Genomic DNA, 17,514 nt, shown 5'->3' with positions numbered 1-17,514 from the left:
TCCGGTATGATCGCCGCCCCGATTTGCTCCGGAAGCTTTGATGTCCCGTCCCGCCTGCGCCCGCTGCCAGCGTCCCCTGTCGCTCTGCCTGTGCGCGCTGATTCCTGCCCTGGCCAGTCGCACCCGGGTGCTGCTGCTGCAGCATCCCAGCGAGCGGCGCCATCCGCTCAACACGGCGCGCCTGGCCGCCCTGGGGCTCGACAATGCGCAGCTGGAGATTGGCGAGACCTTTCCCGACCTGCCGCTCTGGCTCGCTGACCATGACGCCTGGCTGCTGTTTCCCGGACCCGAGGCGGTCACGGTCGATCTGTTGCCGCCTGCTGCCGTGACCAAAGCGCCACGGCTGCTGGTGATTCCCGACGGCACCTGGCGCAAGGCGCGCTTGCTGCTGCACGCCAATCCGCTGCTGGCGGCCTTGCCCAGGCTTACCCTGCCGCCTGGCGCACCCTCGCGCTATCGGGTGCGCAAGGCCCCGGCGCCGGATGCGCTGTCGACCGTGGAGGCCGTGGTCGCGGCGTTGAATGCGCTGGAGGCGCCGCGCCGCTTCGATGCCTTGCTGGCACCCTTCGAGGCGCTAATCGACGGCCAGATCGCCGCCATGGGGCCGGAAACCTTTGCACGCAATCATGGCGGCGCAGAGCCGCGCGACTGAGGGAATTACCTGGGTGCCGGACCACTCTACCTAGAGAGAGTCAGCAGAGGAGTCACCCCATGTCCCGCTTCCCGATCCGCCAGCACGACGAATTCGCCAGCCTTGCCATGCCCCGTGCTGGCGGTGAACCCGATCAGCCCGATCCGGCGCCCATCCAGCCCAGCGAGCCGGGCGAGCCCACCGTACCCGATCAGGCACCGCCGACCCCCATGGCCAGAGCCGCCTGAGCGCCGCTGCGCTTCCTATGAAAAAAGGGCGATCATCACTGATCGCCCTTTTTTCATGTCGGTCGCGCGGCTAGCGCCGGGTCTTCTGCCGGAGCAGGTAGACCGTCACCGCCGCGCAGCTGGTGAAGGCCGCTACCCGTGCCCAGACGTAGGGCACCAGCCAGCAGGAAAAGCCCACGCTGATCCACATGGCGACGATGGCGTAGACCTTGCCCTTGAGCGGGATGCCTTCGCCTTCCAGATAGGGCTTGACCCAGGGCCCCAACCATTTGTGGTTGATCAGCCACAGATAGAAGCGCTCGGAACTGCGCATGAAGCAGGCCGCGGCCAGGAGCAGGAAGGGCGTGGTGGGCAGCAAGGGCAGGAAGGCGCCGATGATGCCCAGGGCCACGCTGAGCCAGCCGAGGCCCAGCAGCAGGTAGCGGACCCAGCCCTTGCGCTGGCGGGGTCTGGGGGTGGCCTCGTCCATCGCTCAGTGACGCGGCTTGAGCAGCGCCGGCTTTTCTTCGGGGGAATGGCAGAGCAGGAACAGCTGGGTCAGTAATTCCGGGATCTGCACCATCATGTCGGCGACCAGGCGACGGTCCTGGGCGATCTCGGAGAACTCCGGCTGTTCGTCGAAAAGACCCGAACCCACCATGATCGGCAGCAGCAGCTCGCTGACCTCGTCTTCGGCGTCTTCGAACCACACGGCTTCGCGCAGGAACACGCCTTCCATGAAGCCGATGCACCAGCCGCGCAGTTCGGAGTCGTCCGGCTCGGGGCCGAGATCCAGGTCGCAGGGCAGGTCCAGCTCTTCGTCACTGCCCAGCACGCGCAGGATATGCGCCTTAAGCTGCACCAGGGAACGCTCGATCTCCTCCTGCTGGGCGGCATCGCGATACTGCGGCGGCTCGGCGAAGAGGGCGTCGATCCACTCGCGTTCGGGAACCTCTTCCGGGCAGATGGACAGGGCGGTCAGGTAGCCATGGGCGGCTACGTAGTCGAGCGCTTCTTCGTGCAGATCGTCTGCATCGAGAAAATCGCGCAGACGGGTCAATTGTTCGGCGAAGGACATCGGCTACTTACCTCGGAAAGGATTCGAAAGGGCAGAACGGCCGGAATTGTAGACGAGCGCCCCGGTCACGTCGAACCTGACGGCCCGGCGCCGGCCGACGGAAAAGCACCGCCGCAGCGACCTCGGCATCCGTATAATGGCCGTTCCATTCGAGGAGGCTTCATGTCAGAACCTGCGCTGCGCATCCTTAAAGACGTCTTTGGCTACGACGCGTTCCGTGGCAACCAGGCCCGGATCATCGAGCGCGTGGCCAGCGGTGGCGATGCGCTGGTGCTGATGCCCACGGGCGGCGGCAAGTCCCTGTGCTATCAGGTGCCGGCCCTGCTGAGGCCCGGCGTGGCCGTGGTGGTCTCGCCGCTGATCGCGCTGATGGACGACCAGGTCGCCACCCTGCTGGAACTGGGCGTGTCGGCGACCGCGCTAAACTCCACCATGACCGGCGAACAGCAGAGAGCCGTCGCCGCGCAGCTGGAGCGCGGCGAGATTAAGCTGCTTTATCTCGCACCCGAGCGCCTGGTCCAGCCGCGCATGCTGGATTTCCTCAAGCGCCTGCCGATCGCCCTGTTCGCCATCGACGAAGCCCACTGCGTGTCCCAGTGGGGCCATGACTTCCGCCCGGAATACATGCAGCTCGGTCAGCTGGCCGAACACTTTCCCGGCGTGCCGCGCCTGGCGCTCACCGCCACCGCGGATTCCCGTACCCGTGAAGAGATGGCCAGCCGCCTGCACCTGGAGCAGGCTGAGCGCTTTCTCTCCAGCTTCGACCGACCCAACATCTTCTATCGCATCGTGCCCAAGGAGTCGCCACGCAAGCAGCTGCTGGCCTTTCTGGCCGAGCGTCGCGGCGATGCCGGCATCGTCTACTGCATGTCGCGCAAGAAGGTGGAGGAGGTGGCCGAGCAGCTCAGCAACCAGGGTTTTCCGGCCTTGCCCTATCACGCCGGCCTGCCCAATGACGTGCGCGCCGCCAACCAGAAGCGTTTCCTCAACGAGGAAGGGCTGATCATGGTCGCCACCATCGCCTTCGGCATGGGCATCGACAAGCCCAACGTGCGCTTCGTCGCCCACCTCGATCTGCCCAAGAGCCTGGAAGCCTACTACCAGGAAACCGGACGTGCCGGCCGTGACGGCCTGCCGGCCGATGCCTGGATGGCCTACGGCCTGCAGGACGTGCTGCTGCTGCGGCAGATGATGCAGAACTCCGAGGGCGACGAGCGCCACAAGCGCATCGAGCGGCACAAGCTCGAAGCCATGCTGGCGCTGTGCGAGGAAACCCGCTGTCGGCGCCAGGTGCTGCTGGCCTATTTCGACGATCACCTGCCCCAGCCCTGCGGCCATTGCGATAACTGCATCGATACCGTGGAGACCTGGGACGCCACCGAACCGGCGCGCCAGGCGCTGTCGGCCATCTACCGTAGCGGTCAGCGCTATGGGGTAGGGCACCTGGTCGACATCCTGCTCGGTCGGGAAACCGAAAAGATCGTGAGCCTCGGCCATCAGCGCCTGGCCGTTTTCGGCCTGGGCAAGGCCCGCGGCGAAGACGAGTGGCGCACCCTGTTCCGCCAGCTGGTCGCCCGTGGCCTGGCCGAGGTGGATGTCGACGGCTTCGGCGGCCTGCGCCTGACCGAAAGCTGCCGCCCCCTGCTGCGCGGCGAAGTGCGCATCGAATTGCGCCGCGATCCCAAGCCCCAGCGCGGGCGGGGCAGCAGTGGCAGTGGTTCGGCCAGTGCCGCCAGCCAGTTGGTGCGCGCCGACGAACGCGAACGCTGGGAGGTCTTGCGCACCCTGAGACGCAAGCTGGCCGAGGAGCACTCGGTACCGCCCTATGTGATCTTCCCCGACGCCACCCTGCTGGAGATGCTGCGCAGCCAGCCGCGCTCGCTGGACGAGATGAGCCGGGTCAGCGGCGTGGGCGCGCGCAAGCTGGAGCGCTACGGCCAGGCCTTTCTCGACGCGCTCAATGACGGCGACGCCGCGCCAGCGCCGGTCGCCGACGTGCGCCACGAGGTGCTGACCCTGGTACGCGCCGGGATGACGCCCGAGCAGGCGGCGCGCCAGCTCAATTGCTCGGAAAAGAATGTCTATGCACTATTGGCCGAGGCCATTGCCGGGCAGCAGATCGCCCTGGAGCAGGCCCTGGACCTGCCAGAGGATCTGCTGGCGGAAATCCAGGATGCCTTCCTTGAGGACGAGGGCGAATTGCCGCCGGTAGCCCAGGTCGCCGCGCGCTTCGAAGGGCGGGTGGCGGCGGGTGCGCTGTACTGCGTGCGGGCAGCCCTGCAGGCGGAATTGGCGGACTAGCGAGGCGCGGCGGTTGCTCCGCCATGCCGGTAAACAGAATAATGAGAAAATCCAAGTACAAGGTTTAGCCTGAATGACCCCTACCGATCCACACTTGTTTGGCCGCCAGATCTTCCACGTTTCCCGTGCCTGGCGCGCCGAACTCGACCGGCGCCTGAGTCATCTGGGGCTGTCTCAGGCGCGTTGGCAGGTATTGCTGAACCTGGCGCGGATGAAAGGCGTCCAGCCCACCCAGCGTGAGCTCGCCCAGAGCATCAGCATCGAGGGGCCGACCCTGGCACGGCTGCTGGACGGTCTGGAAAAGCAGGGGCTGGTCAAGCGCCTGGCGGTTACCGAGGACCGGCGTGCCAAGCGCATCATGCTGACCCAGGAGGCCGGTCCGCTGATCGAGAAGATCGAGACCATCGCCGAAGCCCTGCGCAAGGAGCTGCTCAGCGGCCTGGACGACGAAGAGATCGCCATCTGCCAACAGGTACACCAGCGCGTCCTGGCCAATCTCGAGCGCGGTTGACTGCCGTCTGGCGGCTTGCCCCGCGCGGTAGCGCCCCCCGCCATCAACACCCGCTTCGGCCGAGGCGTCTGGGATCGCCTATCGCGCCCAGTCGCCTTCGCGGTGGGCTTTTCGGCGCGTGCGGCCATCGGTTTGCCGTCTGTCGGTATCGATGCTACGTTCCAGCGTAGCGGAGGCGATTTTTGTGAGCCACCGCGCTAAAACACCGGTTTACTCGAATACCTGACGCAGCGGTATCCATGGTCGCGAAACGCCGTCCCCTTGCCTTTGTCATCCTGTCGGCCGCCGCGCTGGCCACTCTTCCTCAAGCGGCGTTCGCGCTCGGCCTGGGGGGCATCACCCTGCAGTCCGCTCTGAACGAGCCCCTGCGCGCGCGGATCGAGCTGGTCAATATCGGCGATGCCGATGCCGGGGACTTCCGCATCCACCTGGCGGCGAACGAGGCGTTCGCCCAGGCTGGCGTGGACCGCACCCAGTTCCTCGACGACCTGGTATTCACCCCGCACCTGCGCACCGCGGCCGGTAGCTACATCGAGGTCACCTCGCGGCGCTCGCTGGTCGAGCCCTATCTCGGCTTCATCGTCCAGCTGGAACAGCCAGGCGGCAAGCAGCTGCGCGAATTCACCCTGCTGGTGGATCCTCCGCGCAGCGGTGGCGCCCCTACCAGCGTCGCCAGTACGGCGCCGGCGCGGGTCCAGGCTGCACCCGCGCGCGCCGCCGCTGCGGCCCCCGCCACGGGCTCGATGGCTCGACAAGCCGTTTCGGCGCCGCGCCAGGGGCTGGCACCTTCGCCGGATCTGGCTGCCGGGGAAGGCGTCTACCAGACGCGTCCCAAGGACACCCTCTGGAGCATTTCCAAGCGCCTGGGGCCCATGGCGAACCGGTCGGCGGAGCAGCTCATGGCCGATCTGTTCGCGCTCAATCCGGCGTCCTTCGCCAACAACGATCCCGGGCGACTCAAGGCCGGGCAGCGCCTGCGGCTGCCGGTGGGGGTCAGCGAGCCTGCGCCGCGGCAACCCGTGGTGGCCAAGACCGCCCCATCGCCGGCGCCCACCCCGGTGCCCGCGGCACCGGTCGCCGCCGCGCCGGTGCTGGAACCTGCACCCGCGGCCTCGGCAGCCGCACCAGCGCCCGTCGCGGCCCCAGCCCCGGCAAGCGAAGGGGCGGCGCCACCCGTAACGGCGCCGCAGCCCGCCGCAAGCCCTGCCGAGGACACCAAGCCGCTGCTGGTGACCCAGGACCTGGGTCGGCAGGTCGGCGATCTGGAGGGTCAGCTCACCCAGCTGCAGGAGCGCTACGACGCGCTGCTGGCGCAGAAAGAGGCGATGATCGAACAGCTTCAGCAGGACCGTGACGGTCTGCAGCAGCAGTTGAAGCAGGCGCGTTCGGTGGCCCTGGCCGCGCCGGCGCCGGTAGCCACCCCCGCGGCACCTGCAACGCCAGCGCCGCAGGCGGCACCCGTTGTGGGTTCCACGTCCGACAGCGCCGACGAAGGCCTGCTGTCCCTGCGCTCCCTGTTGCTGGCTGGCGCCGCGGCCATTCTGGCCCTGGCCGGAGTGCTCTGGTGGCGTCGACGGCAAGCCGAAGAGGCTGCTGTCGACGTGGAGGACGAGGTCGAGCAGCTCGATAGGGCGGAGCCCCTCCCCGAGCCCGTTCTGGCCGCTACCCAGCCGGTGCCCGCCAAGGCCAGGCCGGCGGCCGTCGCCAGTCCGGCGCCGGTCGACGATCATGCCGGTCGTGCGGAGATCTACATCGCCTATGGCCGCTACGGCCAGGCGCGAGAAGTGCTGGAAAGCGGCCTCGCCGAAGACGATCGCCGTCAGGATCTGCGGCTGCTGCTGCTCCGGGTGCTGGCCACCCTGGGCGAGGCCCAGGCGTTCCGGCAGCATGAACAGCGCTTTCTCGCGCTGGGCGGCGTGGCGGCGAGCCTGGCAGTGCTGCATGCCCAGTTTCCCGGGATGTCCGCCGAACCGGTGGATCCCCTGCCGGAAGATGATCTGGACCTCGACCTGCCGGCGTTCGACGCGCCGGCGAGCGAGTGGTCGGCGGAATTGCAATTCGCCGAGCCGGCGACGCCTGCACCGGTGACTGAAGAGCACTATGACCTGGATCTGGCCGACCTCAGTCTCGATGAGGCCATTGCCCTGACCGAGGAACTGGATGCCGATTCCGGGTGGAAGCAGGTCGATGCCCTGGAGGTCAGCCTTGAGGACGACTTCCCCGAAGGCCTGGGCGAGTTGCCGGCGGTCATGGAGCTGGACCTGAGTCTCGACGAGCACTTCATGGCCGACACCATCGCCCGGCGGTTCGCCGAGGCCGAGGCCTGTCTCGACCAGGGCGACGTCCAGCACGCGACCTCGTTGCTGCAGGAGATCGTCAGCGAGGGCAGCGACAGTCAGCGCGAGCGGGCCGAGATCCTGCTGTCCCGCATCGCCTGATCAGAAGCTGTTGCCCAGGTTGATGTAAAAGGCGTGCTCGCCCTGGTCGCTCAGGCCATAGGTGAACTTGAGCGGCCCCAGTGGCGTATCCAGGCCGAGGAACAGGCTGGCCGCGCTGATGTTGCCGCTGTCGTAGTCGTCATCGCGGTTCCAGATCCGCCCCTGCTCCAGGCTGCCACCCAGGTACACCGGGGTGTCCAGCGGGAACAGTGAGCGCTGCGTGAGCTGGTGGTAATAGATCAGTCGCGCCAGACCGTAGTTCTGCCCGGACAGGGCGTCCTGCCGATAGCCCGAGAGCTGCCAGGCTCCGCCCAGCAGGAAGCTGCTGGTCACCACATTGGTGTCGCTGTCGGTCGACAGGGTGCGGCCCAGGCCGCCACCCAGCACGAAGGTGTTGTAGCCGTAGCTAAGCGCCTTGTTCAGGTGCAGATCCAGCTGCCGATAGCGCGAATCCGAGCCCAGGCTCGGATCGAATTGCTTGAGCGTCAAGGCCAGATCCTGGCCCTCCCGCGGGAAGTTCACGTCGTCCAGATCGTCCAGCGAATAGCGCAATTCGTAGAAGCCTTCGGTAAAGGATTCCTCGGGTGTCTCTCGCGGGCCGACATGCACCTTGGTGCTGCCCCAGTCGTGGCCGATGCCCAGGCGTATCTCGGCCTTGTTGCCGATCTGCCGCCCTACGTTCAGGCCGAAGCCATAGCGTTCGCGGCGGTATTCGGCGATGGGGTCGTTGCGTTCCAGCTGCTCGATGTTGCGCGCCTCGCCGCCGATATAGGGGGCTATGAAATAGCGTGAGCCGACGTCCAGCGGCTGGTAGAACTCGCTGTAGAGCTCCTGGTGATCGCCGATCTGCACCCGCGTCAGCCATTCGCCACCCAGGCGATTGAGGCCATTGATGCGATAGCTGGCACCGAAGTTGAAGGCGCTGTCGCCTCGCAGGTCATCCGACAGATTCAGGCCCAGCCGCAGGAAGTCCGTGCCGCTGCGCTTGCCGCGGGCGTAGATCACCAGCACGTTGTCACCGGGGCCATCCCGGCGGATGCGGTATTCCACCTGGTCGAAGTAGTCCAGGCCATAGAGGGTGCTCATGTCATCCTGCAGGCGCTCGACATTGAGCGGTTCGCCCAGGCGCTGGCGGATGTAGTGGCGGATGACCTCGTCCTCAACCTTGGAATCGTTTTCGATGCGGATGGCGTCGATGACCGGGGTGCGGCTGCTGGGTGCACGCGCGGCCGCCACCGCGGTGGTGCGTTCGTTCTTCGCGTCCTTGCGCAGCACCGCGAGCTCGCCGGCCATGGCCATCGTCGCCCGGTAGCTCGCATCGATCAGCGCCTTGACCTCGCTGAAGTCGGCGCTGGTATAGCTGGCCAGCGGCGGCTGGATCAGCAGGTCCTGCTTGCCCAGGGTCGCCAGTTGCGCCTGGGAGTTGTTGCGGGTCATCAGGGTGGTGGACTGATTGAGCACGTCCAGCACCGTGGTCAGGTCCTTGCGCTTGAGCAGCGGGGTGCCGATGTCGACCACCACCACTCGCTGCGCGCCCATGTCCCGGGCTACGTCGATGGGGATGTTGTCGACCATGCCGCCGTCCACCAGCAGCCGACCGTCGATCTCCACCGGGGCGAACACCGCCGGAATCGACATGCTGGCGCGAATGGCCCGGGGCAGGTGGCCGTGGTCGAACACCACCTTCTCGCCGGTGGTGATGTCCGTGGCCACGGCGCGGAAGGGGATGGCCAACTGGTTGAAATCCCGGGTGTCGCTGGTATGCACGAACAGCTTTTCCAGCATCATCCCCAGGTTCTGGCCCTGGATCACCCCGATCGGCAGGCCCAGGGTGCCATCGTCGCGAAAGCTCAGCTTCTGCTTGACCAGGAAATCGCGGTCGTCCTGCTTGCGCCTGAAGGGCACGTCCTTGCGTGGCGGCTGGTCGGAGAGCACCTGGCCCCAATCCATGTCCAGCGCGATGCGTTCCAGTTCCTCAGCGCTGTAGCCGGCGGCATAGAGACCACCGATCACCGCGCCCATGCTGGTGCCGGCGATGGCGTCGACCTGGATGCCCTGTTCCTCCAGCGCCTTGAGCACGCCGATATGCGCCAGCCCCCGGGCCGCGCCGCCGGACAGCACCAGTCCCACCTTGGGCGGTGGCGCACCCCAGGCCAGGGCGGACAGCAGAAGGCAGACTACGGGCAGCAACAGGCGCATAGGACGGACCACATGGCGGACGGGATCGGGGGCTGCGTATTATAGGGAGCCCAGGCCTTGCGAGGTGTATCGTGTCGAACGCCAAACCTGTCATCACCATCCATTACTGCACCCAGTGCCAATGGCTGCTGCGCTCGGGCTGGCTGGCTCAGGAGCTGCTTAGCACCTTTGGTACCGATCTGGGTGGGGTGACGCTGCTACCGGGAACCGGTGGCGTGTTCGAGATCGCCTGTGGCGGAGAGGTGCTCTGGGAGCGCAAGCGGGATGGCGGCTTTCCCGATGCCAGAACGCTGAAGAACCGGGTCAGGGACCTGGTGTTTCCGGAACGCGATCTGGGGCACAGCGAAGGACAGCGGCGCGAAGGCGGGGATGGCGCCCCCGAAGGGGCGTGAGATCAGGCTTCCGAGCTGACCGTATCCCGTACATCGAGGGTATTGGTGACTGGCGCTGCGGCGGGTGCGCTCACTTCGGCCGCGCGAATCTCGACGGCGTGCAGCCCCTTGGGACCCTGAACGATATTGAAGTTGACCGCCTGGCCCGCCTTGAGTGTGCGGTAACCGTCCATCTGAATGGCCGAGTAATGAGCGAATAGGTCTTCATCACTGTTATCTGCAACGATGAAGCCATATCCTTTGGCGTTGTTGAACCATTTGACCTTGCCACTGAGCATACCGGCTCCCTCTGCAAAGGACTCCAAGCCTGGAGTATCATTCGACTACAGTTCCAGTGAATCCACACAGACGCCACTACAACGGAACCCTTGGTACCTCGTCGGGTACAGGATGTTTGTAACACCCTTTCAGTCTTAGTCAAGGCAAGGCACTAGGCGGCTGAGACGTGGATCAAGCTCTTTTTTTCCTGCTATTCATCCCGTAATTCGGAATCGATCAGAATGCGTGTAATCGACCCCATCCGACTGGCGGCGGACGACAACGAACATCAGGACGGCGACAACGGTGGCCTGGCGGTGCAGGAAGCCAAACCTGCACTAAAACGGCCAGCCAGATATCGCGTTCTGATGTATAACGATGACTACACCCCGATGGAGTTCGTCGTCGAGGTGCTGGAACGCTACTTCAGCATGAACCGCGAAGCGGCTACCCAGGTGATGCTCACTGTGCATACTCAGGGAAAGGCGGTCTGCGGAACATTTACTCGCGATGTCGCTGAAACCAAGGCCATGCAAGTCAATCAATATGCGAGGGAGTGCAACCACCCGCTGCTGTGTGAAATCGAAATCGAAAGTTAGATCTGTGCTGCTTGGGCTACTGTGCTGCTTGGGCTATGAGGTGAAGCTATGTTGAATCGTGAGCTCGAAGTCACCCTGAATCTCGCCTTCAAGGAGGCGAGGACGAAGCGTCATGAATTCATGACCGTTGAGCACCTCCTGCTGGCGCTGCTGGACAACGAAGCGGCCGCCACCGTGTTGAGAGCCTGCGGCGCCAACATCGATCGCCTGCGTCGCGATCTGTTGGAATTCATAGATTCCACCACGCCCCTGATTCCACAGCAGGATGACGAGCGCGAAACGCAACCGACGCTGGGCTTCCAGCGGGTCCTGCAGCGTGCGGTCTTCCACGTGCAGAGCTCGGGCAAGCGCGAAGTGACCGGGGCCAACGTCCTGGTCGCCATCTTCAGCGAACAGGAAAGCCAGGCGGTGTTCCTGCTCAAGCAGCAGAGCGTGGCGCGGATCGACGTGGTCAACTTCATCGCCCACGGCATCTCCAAGGTGCCCGGCGCCGCCCCTGAAGCCGAACAGGATCAGGACGCCGCCGAGGAGGAGGGTGCGGAGCCCAGTTCCTCCAACAATCCGCTCGAAGCCTACGCCAGCAACCTCAACGAGCAGGCGCGGCAGGGCCGCATCGATCCACTGGTCGGCCGCGAGCACGAAGTCGAGCGCGTTGCCCAGATCCTCGCCCGGCGTCGCAAGAACAATCCGCTGCTGGTGGGTGAGGCCGGGGTCGGCAAGACCGCCATCGCCGAAGGCCTGGCCAAGCGCATCGTCGACGGTCAGGTCCCCGACCTGCTGGCGGACAGCGTGGTCTACTCCCTGGACCTCGGTGCCCTGCTGGCCGGCACTAAGTACCGTGGCGACTTCGAGAAGAGATTCAAGGCGCTGCTGGCCGAGCTGAAGAAGCGGCCCCATGCCGTGCTCTTCATCGACGAGATCCACACCATCATCGGTGCCGGCGCGGCCTCGGGCGGGGTGATGGATGCCTCCAACCTGCTCAAGCCGCTGCTGTCCTCCGGCGAGATCCGCTGCATCGGCTCTACCACCTTCCAGGAATTCCGCGGCATCTTCGAAAAGGACCGGGCACTGGCTCGGCGCTTCCAGAAGGTCGACGTGGTCGAGCCCTCGGTGGACGACACCTACGGCATCCTGCGTGGCCTCAAGGGGCGCTTCGAGCAGCATCACCACATCGAGTACACCGATGAGGCGCTGCGTGCGGCAGCCGAGCTGGCCGCCCGCTATATCAACGACCGCCACATGCCTGACAAGGCCATCGACGTCATCGACGAAGCCGGCGCCTATCAGCGCCTGCAGCCCGAGGATCGTCGCGCCGAGCGCATCGACGTGCAGCAGGTCGAGGACATCGTCGCCAAGATCGCGCGGATTCCCCCCAAAACCGTCAACAGTTCCGACAAGGAGCTGCTCCGCAACCTGGAGCGTGACCTCAAGCTGACCGTGTTCGGTCAGGACCTGGCGATCGAGTCCCTGTCCACCGCCATCAAGCTGTCCCGTGCCGGTCTGAAGTCGCCTGACAAGCCGGTCGGTTCCTTCCTCTTCGCCGGTCCCACCGGCGTGGGCAAGACCGAGGTGGCGCGGCAGCTGGCCAAGGCCATGGGTGTGGAGCTGGTGCGCTTCGACATGTCCGAGTACATGGAGCGGCACACCGTGTCCCGGCTGATCGGTGCGCCTCCCGGCTACGTCGGTTTCGACCAGGGTGGTCTGCTGACCGAGGCCATCACCAAGACGCCGCACTGCGTGCTCCTGCTCGACGAGATCGAGAAGGCCCACCCCGAGGTGTTCAACCTGCTCCTGCAGGTCATGGACCATGGCACCCTGACGGACAACAACGGTCGCAAGGCCGACTTCCGCAACGTGATCCTGATCCTGACCACCAACGCCGGTGCCGAAACCGCATCCCGTGCCTCCATCGGCTTCACGCTGCAGGATCACACCACGGATGCCATGGAAGTCATCAAGAAGAGCTTCACGCCGGAGTTCCGCAACCGTCTGGACACCATCATCCAGTTCGGCCGACTGAGCACCGAAGTCATCAAGAGCATCGTCGACAAGTTCCTCACCGAACTCCAGGCGCAACTCGAGGACAAGCGTGTGCAGCTCGAGGTCAGCGATGCGGCCCGTGGCTGGCTGGCAGAGCGTGGTTATGACGTGCAGATGGGTGCTCGTCCCATGGCGCGCCTCATCCAGGACAAGATCAAGCGGCCGCTGGCCGAGCAGATCCTGTTCGGCGATCTGGCCGACCATGGCGGTATCGTGCACATCGATGCAGTAAACGACGAGCTGGAGTTCGAGTTCGAGACCACGGCCGAGCCTGCCTGAGGGCAGGTCGCGGTTTACAGTCGCTCATGAAAAAGCCCGGCATCGCCGGGCTTTTTCATGAAAGGATTCGCTTAACGCGCGCGGTAGGTGATCCGGCCCTTGCTCAGATCGTAAGGCGTCAGCTCCACGCGAACCTTATCCCCCGTCAGGATGCGGATGTAGTTCTTACGCATCTTTCCGGAGATGTGCGCGGTGACGACGTGCCCATTTTCCAACTCCACGCGAAACATGGTGTTGGGCAGGGTGTCGACGACAGTACCTTCCATTTCGAAGCTGTCTTCTTTCGACATATATAGAAAAGCCCTCGGTGACAAGATAGGCCCAGAGCAGTCCGGGCGAAAAAGGCCCATATTCTGACAGAAATTCAGAAAAAGCGCTATTTCGTCAGGCCAGGGCGACCCAGCGCTGATTGACGAAGAGCTCGATGGGGCGATACTCGGTCTTATAGGACATCTTGCGACACCCTTTGATCCAGTAACCGAGATAAACCGCATCCAGGCCGAGGCGCCGGGATTCCGCGATCTGCCAGAGGATGCCGAAGACGCCGAGGCTGCGCTTCTCCTCGCTGGGATCGTAGAAGGTATAGACGGCCGACATGCCGTTGGGCAGGACATCGGTGACGGCGATTCCGATCAGACGATCTTCCACCCGCATCTCATAGAAGAAGGCGTAGGGCAGGTTGCTGACCAGGAAGGTGGAGAACTGGCCGCGACTCGGCGGGAACATGTCGCCGTCGGCGTGCCGCTCGCTGATGTAGCGGGCGTACAGCTGATAGCGCTCTTCGGTGAAGCCCGGGTCGCAGCGGCTGACCTTGATGTCGAGGTTGCGCTTGAGAACGCGATTCTGCTTGCGGCTGGGGCGAAAGCGGGCGACGGGAATGCGGGCGGGGACACAGGCCTTGCAGAGCTGGCAGTGAGGACGATAGAGGTGGTCGCCACTGCGGCGGAAGCCCAGTTCGGACAACTCCGCGTAGATCTGGCCGTTCATGGGCTGCGAGGGGTCGAGAAACAGCGTGGTCGCCTGCTCGTTGGGCAGGTAACTGCAAGCGTGAGGCTGGGTTGCGTAGAACTTGAGTCTCGCCAGCTCGGTCATGTCGAACCTCTACATAAGCCTAGCCTGAGTGTAAGTCACCCGCAGGAGGTAGGCCAGGCGGCCATGCTGGCCTGATCCAGGTATTTGGCCAGGTATTCGGCAAAGCGTTCCCGAGAGAGACAGCTCGCGCCGAGACTCTGCAGATGTGCGGTTTGCATCTGGCAGTCGATCATCACGAAGCCCCAGGCCGCCAGGTCCCGGACCAGGGTCACGAAGCCGATCTTGGAGGCGTTGTCGACGTGGCTGAACATGGATTCGCCGAAGAACAGCTTGCCCATGGCGATGCCATAGAGGCCGCCGACGAGCTGGTTGCCGTCCCAGACCTCCACGGAGTGGGCCCAGCCCTGGGTGTGCAGTTGCTGGTATGCCTGACGCATCTCCGCGGTGATCCAGGTGCCGTCCGCATCGCGGCGCGGACCGGCGCAGGCTAGGATCACCCGCTCGAACGCCTGGTCGTAGGTGACCCGCAGCGGCGTCTTGCGCAGAGTCTTGGCCAGGCTGCGAGAGACGTGCAGATCCGGCGGAAAAAGCACCGTCCGCGGATCCGGCGACCACCAGAGCAGGGGCTGGCCGGCCTGGTACCAGGGAAAGCAGCCATGTCGATAGGCGCTGATCAGGCGCGCCGCACTCAGGTCGCCGCCGATGGCCAGCAGGCCGTTGGGTTCGCGTAGCGCCTGCTGCAGTGGCGGAAAGTCAGGGCTTTCGCGGGTCAGCCATTTCACCATGGTAGGGGAGGGCGCCTTCTGATGGGTGGAGCCGAAGCTGTGCCGCTTGTGCGTAACAAGCTCAAGAAATCGTCATAACTCTTTGTCAGGACAACGAAAGAATGCTCCAATGTTGTGCCTGAAGGCGGTTCCGGTACGGCCGGCCGCTATCGTGCCATGTTTCGCCGTGGGACTGTAGAAGCAGGGCCCGGGCGATCTAGAATGGCGCACTGTTTTTGATTCACGGTCACACGTTCCGTGTGCGGGAAAAGCGCGCTTGAAGCAATCCAGTTCTGTCAGCCACGTCAACCAATGGCGTGAGCATCTGCATTATCGTCTCAAGGAGGTGGTGCTCATCGCACTGGCCGCCTTGTGCCTGTATCTGCTCATGGCTCTGCTGAGCTACGACCCCTCCGATCCGGGCTGGACCCACACCAGTCGCATCGATCAGGTCCATAACACCGCGGGCCGCGCCGGCGCCTGGCTGGCCGACGTGCTGTTCATGGCGCTCGGCTATTTCGCCTTTGTGTTTCCCGTACTGCTCGCCGTCAAGACCTGGCAGATCTTCCGCAAGCGGCATCTGCCCTGGGAATGGAGCGGCTGGCTGTTTTCCTGGCGGCTGACCGGCCTGGTACTGCTGGTGATCTCGGGTTCGGTACTGGCCTATATCCATTTCCATGCGGCTTCGGCGCTGCCGGCGTCCGCCGGCGGCGCGCTGGGCGAGAGCCTCGGGCAGCTGTCGGTCGCCGCCCTCAATGTCCAGGGCAGCACGCTGCTGTTCCTCGCGCTGTTCCTGCTGGGGCTCACCGTCTTTACCGACCTGTCCTGGTTCAAGGTGATGGATTTCACCGGCAAGGTCGTGCTCGACCTGCTGGATCTGGTGCAGGGGGGCTTCAGCCGCCTGGCCGGCGGTCGTCGTCAGGCGCCGGAGCTGGACGTCTTCGACGAGCCAGTGTCGCAACCCGTCGCCCGCAAGAGCAAGGCGCGCGACGTGCCGGTTCCGGTTGCCGACGAAGACCTCGACGACCTTCTCGACATCGCGCCCCCGCCACGGGTCGAGCGCGCCGCGCCGCGCATCGAAATGCCGGCGCCCAGTCGCTTCGTTGCCGAGCCGGCGGAGCCCGTGCCTGTAGCTGCCACGCCCGTCGCGGCGGCTGCCAGCGTGGCCATGCCCAGCCCGCCGCCGCGCAAGGCTGCGCCGGCGCCAGCCCCTGCGCCTTATGCGCCGGCAGCCGCCGTCACCCGTGTCGATGCGGACCTGGAGGGCACCCTGCCGCCGCTGTCGATTCTGGATCGCGCCGAGAAGAAACAGCAGAGCTACTCGCCGGAATTCCTCGAAAACATGTCGCGCCTGCTGGAGGTCAAGCTCAAGGAGTTCGGCGTCGAGGTGCTGGTGGAGAGCGTCCATCCCGGCCCGGTGATCACCCGCTTCGAGATCCAGCCGGCGGCCGGGGTCAAGGTCAGTCGCATCTCCAACCTGGCCAAGGACCTGGCGCGCTCCCTCGCCGTGTTCAGCGTCCGGGTGGTGGAAGTCATTCCCGGCAAGACCACCGTGGGTATCGAGATTCCCAACGAGGATCGCCAGATGGTGCGGTTCTCCGAGGTGCTCGAATCGCCCGAGTACGCCGCGGCCAAGTCGCCCGTCACCCTGGCCCTGGGTCACGACATCGGCGGCAAGCCGGTCATCACCGACCTGGCCAAGATGCCGCACCTGCTGGTCGCCGGTACCACCGGCTCCGGTAAGTCGGTAGGCGTGAACGCCATGCTGCTGTCGATCCTGTTCAAGTCCAGCCCGGAAGACGCGCGGCTGATCATGATCGATCCCAAGATGCTGGAACTCTCGATCTACGAGGGCATTCCGCACCTGCTCTGTCCGGTGGTCACCGACATGAAGGAAGCCGCCAACGCTCTGCGGTGGAGCGTGGCGGAGATGGAGCGGCGCTACAAGCTGATGGCGGCCATGGGCGTGCGTAACCTGGCCGGCTTCAACCGCAAGGTGAAGGACGCCGAGGAAGCGGGCACTCCGCTGACCGATCCGCTCTATCGTCGCGAGAGCATGGACGACGAGGCGCCGCTGCTGAAGACCCTGCCGACCATCGTGGTGGTGGTGGACGAATTCGCCGACATGATGATGATCGTCGGCAAGAAGGTCGAAGAGCTGATCGCGCGGATCGCGCAGAAGGCGCGAGCGGCCGGCATCCACCTGATCCTGGCCACCCAGCGTCCATCGGTGGACGTCATCACCGGTCTGATCAAGGCCAACATCCCGACGCGGATGGCCTTCCAGGTGTCGAGCAAGATCGACTCCCGGACCATTCTCGACCAGGGCGGCGCCGAACAGCTGCTTGGTCACGGTGACATGCTCTATCTGCCGCCGGGTACCGGCCTGCCGATTCGCGTCCACGGCGCCTTCGTGTCCGACGACGAGGTCCATCGCGTGGTCGAGGCCTGGAAGGAGCGCGGCGCCCCCGACTACATCGAAGACATCCTCAGCGGCCCGGACGAGGGCGGCGGGGCAGGCTTCGAGGGGGGTGGTGGCGAAGGCGGCGAGAGCGACGAGGACGATCCGCTCTACGACGAAGCGGTGCGCTTCGTTACCGAGAGTCGCCGGGCTTCCATCTCCGCGGTCCAGCGCAAGCTCAAGATCGGTTACAACCGGGCGGCACGCATGATCGAAACCATGGAAATGGCCGGTGTCGTATCGCCCATGAACACCAACGGCTCGCGTGAGGTCACAGCGCCTGCTCCGGTGAGAGACTGACATC

Annotated in this window: 16 protein-coding genes; 9 read left to right on the top strand and 7 right to left on the bottom strand. The window is 65.0% G+C overall.

Annotation, left to right across the window (positions count from 1 at the left end):
- The first annotated feature begins 40 nt into the window (after positions 1–40).
- Together EC839_RS14665 and EC839_RS24175 are read left to right on the top strand one after the other, a co-directional pair.
- The gene (locus EC839_RS14665) at positions 41–652 is read left to right on the top strand and encodes a tRNA-uridine aminocarboxypropyltransferase (RefSeq protein ID WP_007162288.1); all 612 of its coding nucleotides are present in this window, start codon (positions 41–43) and stop codon (positions 650–652) included.
- A gap of 59 nt (positions 653–711) precedes the next feature.
- A complete protein-coding gene (locus tag EC839_RS24175) occupies positions 712–879 on the top strand; it encodes a hypothetical protein (protein ID WP_007162289.1) in 168 nt (55 codons plus the stop codon).
- 70 nt (positions 880–949) lie between these two features.
- Here EC839_RS24175 and EC839_RS14660 read toward each other — a convergent pair whose 3' ends face one another.
- Positions 950–1,348, bottom strand: a complete 399-nt coding sequence (locus EC839_RS14660) for a YbaN family protein (protein ID WP_007162290.1) — start codon at positions 1,346–1,348, stop codon at positions 950–952.
- A gap of 3 nt (positions 1,349–1,351) precedes the next feature.
- Complete coding sequence (locus EC839_RS14655; protein ID WP_007162291.1) at positions 1,352–1,936, bottom strand: YecA family protein; 585 nt, start codon at positions 1,934–1,936, stop codon at positions 1,352–1,354.
- Positions 1,937–2,098: 162 nt separating this feature from the next.
- Between EC839_RS14655 and recQ the strand changes: the two genes are divergently transcribed.
- From recQ to EC839_RS14640, 3 genes are all read left to right on the top strand, one after another.
- Positions 2,099–4,237 carry a DNA helicase RecQ gene (gene recQ, locus EC839_RS14650; RefSeq protein WP_007162292.1) on the top strand — a complete coding sequence of 713 codons (2,139 nt, stop codon included), beginning with the start codon at positions 2,099–2,101 and terminating at the stop codon, positions 4,235–4,237.
- A 73-nt stretch (positions 4,238–4,310) separates the two neighbouring features.
- On the top strand, positions 4,311–4,748 hold the full coding sequence (locus EC839_RS14645; RefSeq protein ID WP_007162293.1) for a MarR family transcriptional regulator: 438 nt from the start codon (positions 4,311–4,313) through the stop codon (positions 4,746–4,748).
- A 239-nt stretch (positions 4,749–4,987) separates the two neighbouring features.
- Positions 4,988–7,186, top strand: coding sequence for a FimV/HubP family polar landmark protein (locus tag EC839_RS14640; protein ID WP_007162294.1), 2,199 nt, complete (start codon positions 4,988–4,990; stop codon positions 7,184–7,186).
- Here the strand turns inward: EC839_RS14640 and EC839_RS14635 are convergent, their stop codons facing one another.
- On the bottom strand, positions 7,187–9,385 hold the full coding sequence (locus EC839_RS14635; protein WP_007162295.1) for a patatin-like phospholipase family protein: 2,199 nt from the start codon (positions 9,383–9,385) through the stop codon (positions 7,187–7,189). It lies immediately after the preceding gene.
- Positions 9,386–9,456: 71 nt separating this feature from the next.
- On the opposite strand from EC839_RS14635, the gene EC839_RS14630 reads away from it, so the two are divergent.
- Complete coding sequence (locus EC839_RS14630; protein ID WP_007162296.1) at positions 9,457–9,777, top strand: SelT/SelW/SelH family protein; 321 nt, start codon at positions 9,457–9,459, stop codon at positions 9,775–9,777.
- Positions 9,778–9,779: 2 nt separating this feature from the next.
- On the opposite strand, the gene cspD is transcribed toward EC839_RS14630, so the two are convergent.
- Positions 9,780–10,055: a cold shock domain-containing protein CspD gene (gene cspD / locus EC839_RS14625; RefSeq protein WP_007162297.1), complete on the bottom strand. Its 276-nt coding sequence runs from the start codon at positions 10,053–10,055 to the stop codon at positions 9,780–9,782.
- A gap of 222 nt (positions 10,056–10,277) precedes the next feature.
- On the opposite strand from cspD, the gene clpS reads away from it, so the two are divergent.
- Both clpS and clpA read left to right on the top strand, forming a co-directional pair.
- Positions 10,278–10,634: an ATP-dependent Clp protease adapter ClpS gene (clpS, locus tag EC839_RS14620; RefSeq protein ID WP_007162298.1), complete on the top strand. Its 357-nt coding sequence runs from the start codon at positions 10,278–10,280 to the stop codon at positions 10,632–10,634.
- 48 nt (positions 10,635–10,682) lie between these two features.
- Positions 10,683–12,953 carry an ATP-dependent Clp protease ATP-binding subunit ClpA gene (gene clpA, locus EC839_RS14615; RefSeq protein ID WP_007162299.1) on the top strand — a complete coding sequence of 757 codons (2,271 nt, stop codon included), beginning with the start codon at positions 10,683–10,685 and terminating at the stop codon, positions 12,951–12,953.
- Between the two features lie 71 nt (positions 12,954–13,024).
- Here the strand turns inward: clpA and infA are convergent, their stop codons facing one another.
- The 3 genes from infA to aat all read right to left on the bottom strand — a co-directional run bounded on the left by infA (position 13,025) and on the right by aat (position 14,770).
- The gene (infA, locus tag EC839_RS14610; RefSeq protein WP_002553999.1) at positions 13,025–13,243 is read right to left on the bottom strand and encodes a translation initiation factor IF-1; all 219 of its coding nucleotides are present in this window, start codon (positions 13,241–13,243) and stop codon (positions 13,025–13,027) included.
- A 94-nt stretch (positions 13,244–13,337) separates the two neighbouring features.
- Positions 13,338–14,045, bottom strand: coding sequence for an arginyltransferase (locus EC839_RS14605; protein WP_007162300.1), 708 nt, complete (start codon positions 14,043–14,045; stop codon positions 13,338–13,340).
- Between the two features lie 35 nt (positions 14,046–14,080).
- Complete coding sequence (gene aat / locus EC839_RS14600) at positions 14,081–14,770, bottom strand: leucyl/phenylalanyl-tRNA--protein transferase (protein ID WP_007162301.1); 690 nt, start codon at positions 14,768–14,770, stop codon at positions 14,081–14,083.
- Between the two features lie 256 nt (positions 14,771–15,026).
- Here aat and EC839_RS14595 point away from each other — a divergent pair, with 256 nt between their 5' ends.
- Positions 15,027–17,510, top strand: coding sequence for a DNA translocase FtsK (locus EC839_RS14595; protein ID WP_007162302.1), 2,484 nt, complete (start codon positions 15,027–15,029; stop codon positions 17,508–17,510).
- The last annotated feature ends 4 nt before the right edge of the window (positions 17,511–17,514 follow it).

The sequence above is a fragment of the Pseudomonas sp. JUb52 genome, from assembly GCF_004341115.1.
GTDB classification, from domain to species: domain Bacteria; phylum Pseudomonadota; class Gammaproteobacteria; order Pseudomonadales; family Pseudomonadaceae; genus Chryseomonas; species Chryseomonas oryzihabitans.
This window is presented reverse-complemented; position numbering and strand designations above follow the sequence as displayed.

Bases quoted from the DNA above. Each gene is read 5' to 3' on its own strand.
- aat (WP_007162301.1), bottom strand. From the start codon at position 14,770: ATGGTGAAATGGCTGACCCGCGAAAGCCCTGACTTTCCGCCACTGCAG.
- EC839_RS14640 (WP_007162294.1), top strand. From the start codon at position 4,988: ATGGTCGCGAAACGCCGTCCCCTTGCCTTTGTCATCCTGTCGGCCGCC.
- clpS (WP_007162298.1), top strand. From the start codon at position 10,278: ATGCGTGTAATCGACCCCATCCGACTGGCGGCGGACGACAACGAACAT.
- infA (WP_002553999.1), bottom strand. From the start codon at position 13,243: ATGTCGAAAGAAGACAGCTTCGAAATGGAAGGTACTGTCGTCGACACC.
- EC839_RS14655 (WP_007162291.1), bottom strand. From the start codon at position 1,936: ATGTCCTTCGCCGAACAATTGACCCGTCTGCGCGATTTTCTCGATGCA.
- EC839_RS14635 (WP_007162295.1), bottom strand. From the start codon at position 9,385: ATGCGCCTGTTGCTGCCCGTAGTCTGCCTTCTGCTGTCCGCCCTGGCC.
- EC839_RS14660 (WP_007162290.1), bottom strand. From the start codon at position 1,348: ATGGACGAGGCCACCCCCAGACCCCGCCAGCGCAAGGGCTGGGTCCGC.
- clpA (WP_007162299.1), top strand. From the start codon at position 10,683: ATGTTGAATCGTGAGCTCGAAGTCACCCTGAATCTCGCCTTCAAGGAG.
- EC839_RS24175 (WP_007162289.1), top strand. From the start codon at position 712: ATGTCCCGCTTCCCGATCCGCCAGCACGACGAATTCGCCAGCCTTGCC.
- EC839_RS14665 (WP_007162288.1), top strand. From the start codon at position 41: ATGTCCCGTCCCGCCTGCGCCCGCTGCCAGCGTCCCCTGTCGCTCTGC.
- EC839_RS14605 (WP_007162300.1), bottom strand. From the start codon at position 14,045: ATGACCGAGCTGGCGAGACTCAAGTTCTACGCAACCCAGCCTCACGCT.
- cspD (WP_007162297.1), bottom strand. From the start codon at position 10,055: ATGCTCAGTGGCAAGGTCAAATGGTTCAACAACGCCAAAGGATATGGC.
- recQ (WP_007162292.1), top strand. From the start codon at position 2,099: ATGTCAGAACCTGCGCTGCGCATCCTTAAAGACGTCTTTGGCTACGAC.
- EC839_RS14645 (WP_007162293.1), top strand. From the start codon at position 4,311: ATGACCCCTACCGATCCACACTTGTTTGGCCGCCAGATCTTCCACGTT.